General features: G+C 34.0%; 4 protein-coding genes and 1 pseudogene. All 5 read right to left on the reverse strand.

Going from position 1 to position 5,683, the window contains the following annotated elements; translation table 11 throughout:
- Positions 1–1,371: pseudogene (locus Q0274_RS07300) on the reverse strand (hypothetical protein); the annotation flags it as partial.
- A gap of 295 nt (positions 1,372–1,666) precedes the next feature.
- Positions 1,667–2,998 (reverse strand): lipopolysaccharide biosynthesis protein RfbH, encoded by a 1,332-nt coding sequence (gene rfbH / locus Q0274_RS07305; protein WP_298028562.1) that lies wholly within the window; start codon positions 2,996–2,998, stop codon positions 1,667–1,669.
- Positions 2,995–3,924 (reverse strand): NAD(P)-dependent oxidoreductase, encoded by a 930-nt coding sequence (locus tag Q0274_RS07310; protein WP_298028563.1) that lies wholly within the window; start codon positions 3,922–3,924, stop codon positions 2,995–2,997. The genes rfbH and Q0274_RS07310 overlap by 4 nt, the downstream gene beginning before the upstream one ends.
- On the reverse strand, positions 3,921–4,706 hold the full coding sequence (locus tag Q0274_RS07315) for an aldolase/citrate lyase family protein (protein ID WP_298028565.1): 786 nt from the start codon (positions 4,704–4,706) through the stop codon (positions 3,921–3,923). The genes Q0274_RS07310 and Q0274_RS07315 overlap by 4 nt, the downstream gene beginning before the upstream one ends.
- A 2-nt stretch (positions 4,707–4,708) precedes the next feature.
- The coding region (locus Q0274_RS07320) for an AroB-related putative sugar phosphate phospholyase (cyclizing) (RefSeq protein ID WP_298028566.1) at positions 4,709–5,683 on the reverse strand (975 nt) is incomplete at its 5' end.

Genomic DNA, 5,683 nt, shown 5'->3' on the forward strand with positions numbered 1-5,683 from the left:
ATAAAATAGTAAAAATAAATAGCTTAATAAATATTTACTATCTTGCAATTTCTTATAAAAAAATATAAATAATAGCCATTGAATAAATATCACCGACAATACCGCGAGCAATAAAGCAGAAGGAATATTAAAAGAGTAAAAACCATCTAAAAAGTATTTTATTGATGGATTTTTCATAAATGGATATTTTATATATATTATTGTCCCCAAAATGGTATAAATGAGTATAAAAAATATTTTTTCGGCATTTACGAGTTTTCTATTTTTTACAGCAATTATTCCATATTCTACAATAAGTGTACCTAAAAGTGATATAAAAATATATAGACCAAAATCATTAGCCATCAAAATGGAAAGCAACGCTAGAAATATACATATTATTTTAAATATAGCACTTAAATTCTGAAATTTCGTAGCATAAAATAAAAATAGAACTATAATTAAGTCAAAAAAGTGTCTTGTATCAAAAAATGTAGGTGCGTAATGATAGGAATAGTATGTAACCGAAAAAAATCTAATGCCTAACAATAAAATAAAAATAAGCCTTATCAAGTCATTTTTAAAAAATAAAAATATAAAACTTATCGCTATGATATAATAGATCATACATACTATATTTTTCGTCTTTTCAAAATTACTAACGCTTATGCCTCCAAGCTGTTCCATTATAAATTTAATAGGATATAGACTTAAAAATCCATATTGAGAAAAAATTTCCGATTTATCTCTATCTAGATCTAGCTCATTTATAGGATTTAACATAAATGGGGTTTCTTCCCAATAATACCTACTAAGAATCTGCATATTTTGTTCAAAAATATTATATGCTATAAAGTCGGTTTTTTCTTTAAGCTTACTTAGAGTATCTGCACCAAACATAGGATAAGAATTCGAAAATACATCTAAACCGTATCTATTTGTGCTATTTGTGCTATTTGTCTCTCTAGCTACATAATAAGTAAGATTAAAGTCTTTATTATAGCCTATATTTTCTATATGGGTTCCAAATTTTTTAAAAGTATCTGCGCTAATATGCCTATAATAAGGATCAAAAATCAAAAACTTTGGGTTATTATAAAAACTAAATCCATTTTTACCAGATAAAAAGACATTGTCGTATGAATTGAATTTATAATTTATATTATTGGGGTCAAAGCACAGGTTTTCTGTAATATATTGATCATTTGAAACTATTTTATTACCATCCAATATCGTCTGCTCATCTATATATCTAAATTCGTTTGCAAGCTTAAAATCCGAAAAAATACCATAAAAGTAAAATGAAATTTGTATAATGATTAAAACCGCTATGGCTAATTTAGCATAAGGATAAAAATTAAAATCTTTTATTTTAAGCAAGACGCTATTCATGGACGTTATCTTTATAAATTTTATACCATAGAACTAAGGAAAAGAAAGCAGAGATAATAAAGATATAAAATAGATAAAAATTAAATATAAATATCTTTTCGTGATTCATAAAATAGTAAACCCATTTAAAATAATTGTATTTATCTTCAGTAGGATCAACGTAAGCAATAAAAATCTTTTTTCCTATTTTGTAAATCAAACATATAGCAATGCAAAATAACAAAGATAGTTTTAAGACGGCTTTATTTGACATATATTTCTCTTTCTAAATTCTACTACTTAATTGATTTATATTTTAGCTTTTTGCTGATATAAATTCTTTAATTACTTTTATGATGTATTCTATCTTCTCATCACTCATACCGGGATATACGCCGACCCAAAAACTATCGCTCATTATTTTATCGGTATTTTTTAGCTCTCCTGAAATTTTATAATCCTCTCCGAGTTTTAGCTCTGCAAATAGCGGATGCTTGATCATATTGCCCGCAAATAAATTTCTTGTTTGCACACCCGCCTTCTCTAGATGCTCGCTAAGCTCATTTCTACTAAATTTTGCCCCGTCTGCAACCGTCATCATAAAGCCGAACCAACTAGGCTCGGAATGCGGCTGAGCTTTAACTAAAATAAGCTCCTTTATAGCTTTCAGCCCGTCATAAAGCTTTTTAAAATTTTGCCTACGATGCTGCACGAAGCTAGAAAATTTATCTATCTGAGCGCATCCCACGGCAGCTTGCATATCGGAGGCTTTTAAATTAAATCCGAAGTGCGAATAAACGTATTTATGATCGTACCCGAGCGGTAGCTCACCAAATTTTTGCGAAAAGCGCCTGCCACAGGTATTATCTACGCCGCTCTCACACCAGCAATCGCGTCCCCAATCACGCATACTTAGCATAATTTTTTTAAGCAGCGGATTGTTTGTGTATGTGGCGCCGCCCTCACCCATCGTCATATGATGAGGCGGGTAGAAGCTGCTTGTGCCTATATCCCCCCATGTGCCGGTCGGCTTACCGTCATACAGAGAACCCAGCGCGTCGCAGTTATCCTCGATAAGCCACAAACCGTGCTTATCACAAAATTCCTTCACGGCTTTTATATTAAAAGGATTTCCCAGGGTGTGAGCTACCATGACGGCTTTTGTTTTTTGACTAAGCGCAAGCTCAAGTTTCGTATGGTCTATGTTAAAATACTCAAGCTCCATATCGACAAAAACAGGAACGGCACCGTATTGCACGATAGGCGCAACCGTCGTGGGAAAGCCTGCCGCTACTGTTATGACTTCGTCGCCCTTTTTTATGCGGCGCTTTTTTAGAAGTGGCGAGGTAAGTGCAAAAAATGCAAGTAGATTTGCGCTGCTTCCGCTATTTACCAAAAATGCCCATTTTACGCCAAGCATTTTGGCAAATTCTTTTTCAAATTTTTTAGAATATGTGCCATATGTGAGCCAGAAATCAAGCGAACTATCTACTAAATTTATCATTTCGCGCTCGTCAAAGACTCTACCTGCGTAATTTAAGCGACTTTTGCCGGGTTCAAATTTAGCTCTCTGCGCCGGCTCATGAACTAGCCTATAATACTCTTTCGTCTTTTCTAAAATTTCTTGCTTTAATTCTTGCGGCGTCATTTTTTGCCTTTCCAAATTTCATTGATTTTTCCCAAATATGGGTCTTTTTTGACTGTCTCTAAGTCTAAGCTAGTAAAATTTTGCTTAAAATATTTATAAATTTTACCGATCGCTTCCGCATGCGGCGTAAGCTTGAATTTATCTTTCATTTCGGATTTTAATAGGCTATTGTCGGAAGTGTATTCGTTATTTAGCCCTTTATTTAGCACGATTATCTCCGATTTAAAATCGCTCGCTTCATTTACTAGCGCAGCCAAGCCGAGTAGATCGATTTTTGTCCCGCTGCTTGCGTTGTAAATTTTATGTTGCGCGTCATTTTCTATATAAAATTCCACTACGTTTAACAGGTCATCGACATACATATAATCAAAAAATACGTTTTGATTGATTGCGATGGGTAGGTGCAGTAGGTTTTTTACTACGGCATTTGTAATAAATTTATAGCGGTAATTCTCCATCTCGCCGTAAATTCCAAACAAACGAAGCTGGATAATATTATTCGCGCAATCCTCGATATAATGCGACGTGATAGCTTTGTAAAAACCGTATTCATCAAGCGGAAGCGCCTTTTTATAATCATCCTCGCGAGCATTTATTATCGGCTTGTGCTTACCGTACTCTGCACCGCTTCCAAACGATATGATCTTTGTAACCTTATTTTTTTGCTTAGCAATATTGAAAAAAATCCGCAAATTATACTCAGTCACATTTGTCATATCCAGCGTATCACGACCGCCGCCACGATTGGCTAGATGAACGATAGCATCGATTTTATGCGCACGGATAAAATCGTCAACTGCGATTTCGTCAGTCAAATTTAGCTCGCTACTTTTTGGAGCGAAAACATTAAAATTACCGTTTAGCGCAAGACGTTTTTTTAGATGCGATCCAATAAAACCGCCACCGCCCGTGATGAAAAGATTCATCTGTTACTTAGCCTTTTTTCAAGCATTTCGATTCTTTTCTCGTCCTCGGACTTGATTCTGTGATAATACCTACGCTTGCTCTTAAGCCAAGCTAATTCAAATTCAACGCCAGCTAAAATTCCGGCTTCCATATTGTTTACAGCATCTTTGCAATATACGATCTTTCGCGTTTCGTATTTATCAAGTAGTCCTTTAGAAATGAGATATTTAATAAAATCGCATGACTTCGCGGATATGGCTCCACCTAAACCGCATTTTAATCCCTTAGCTCTCGCTTTAGTAAAAATATTTTCACAATGTTTTAGCATTTCATCGCTATCTGCAAAGCTTCTATCTTTACCCATCGAACTTGTAAAATCGACTCTTCCGATTGTTACGCCAGAAAGAGTATTTATATTAGGCAAGGATAGAATATCATCAAAATTATCATAGCAGGTTATAGTTTCTACATTAATCGCAAATTCTATGTCATTGCGATTATCCTCAGCAACAAAAGTGTTTATAGCTCCCAAAAATTTACTAACGGCAAATTTTGTTTCTGCCATCGGCGCTATGATACCATTTACACCTAGAGTAATAGCGTTATATATATCGGTTACCGCTTCGACGCCTCCGATTTTCATAATAATAGGAAGCCCAACTTTAGAGGTAATATCTTTTAGTCTACAAAGTTCCTCCTGTCTGCTGCCCTCATTTTCATATTCCGCTTTGATTTCAAAAACGCCGTAATCATTCTTGAGCCTTTTTAAAATTTCGATCATCTCGTATTCTAAAGTATTCATAACTACTCCTTTATTAAAATAGACTTTGTTATATCAAGCGCCGTAAAAAATTCTTCATCCGTTACGTCTGCAACTTTCGTCATCTTAAACTCGCTATCTGGGATTACCACGGTTAGAAAATTACCTATCCGTTTTTTATCGTTTTTCATAGCTTGTAGCAAAATGTTTACACTCATATGCTCCTCGCATAATTTTAAAGGAATGTACGGCAACAAGATATTTTTATTTATATAATCAAATAAATCGCTATTAATCAGCTTTCGCGTTAAAGCTATAGCGTTGGCAAAAATGATACCTATCGTGACGGCAATACCATGCGGAACGAAATATTTCGATGAAGTCTCAAGCGCATGTCCAAAACAATGGCCATAATTCAACATATTTCTTCTGCCAAGATCGAATTCGTCCCCCAACATATAACCAAATTTTATTTTCATATTTTCCTTTACAACAGAAACACGACATTCTTTTTTAGTAGCTAAATTTCTTATTGTCTCTGAGATAAGATCAAAATTTTTTGGATAAATTTCCTGCATTAATTGAAATTTTATACACTCACCAAGTCCGCTATAAAAATCCAGCTCAGTCAAAGTATCTAAAAAATCGGTATTAATATAAATTTTTTGTGGCGGATAGAATGTGCCTATCAAATTTTTGTAACTACCATAATTTAATGAGGTTTTACTACCGATACAACTATCTGTTATCGCTAAAAAAGTAGTCGGTATAAAAATCCACTTCAACCCCCTATACAAGGTAGATGCGACAAATCCGCTTACATCTTGCGTTATACCGCCGCCTATGGATACAAATGTCAAATTCCTCTTGGCGGCCTTGCCGATTAAAAAATCATAAATTTCACAAACAGATTTATAGGTTTTGTTTTCTTCGATCGCGTCAAAAATAAAAATATCCTTTGAATCAAAAGATCTAAATTTAGCCTCATAAATTTTAAAAACATTCTTATCTATTACTAA

Source organism: uncultured Campylobacter sp. (genome assembly GCF_937973075.1).
In the GTDB taxonomy this organism is placed as follows: domain Bacteria; phylum Campylobacterota; class Campylobacteria; order Campylobacterales; family Campylobacteraceae; genus Campylobacter_B.

What these genes read in the sequence shown, in the direction of transcription:
- rfbH (WP_298028562.1), bottom strand. Translation starts at nt 2,998, where the DNA reads ATGACGCCGCAAGAATTAAAGCAAGAAATTTTAGAAAAGACGAAAGAG.
- Q0274_RS07310 (WP_298028563.1), bottom strand. Translation starts at nt 3,924, where the DNA reads ATGAATCTTTTCATCACGGGCGGTGGCGGTTTTATTGGATCGCATCTA.
- Q0274_RS07315 (WP_298028565.1), bottom strand. Translation starts at nt 4,706, where the DNA reads ATGAATACTTTAGAATACGAGATGATCGAAATTTTAAAAAGGCTCAAG.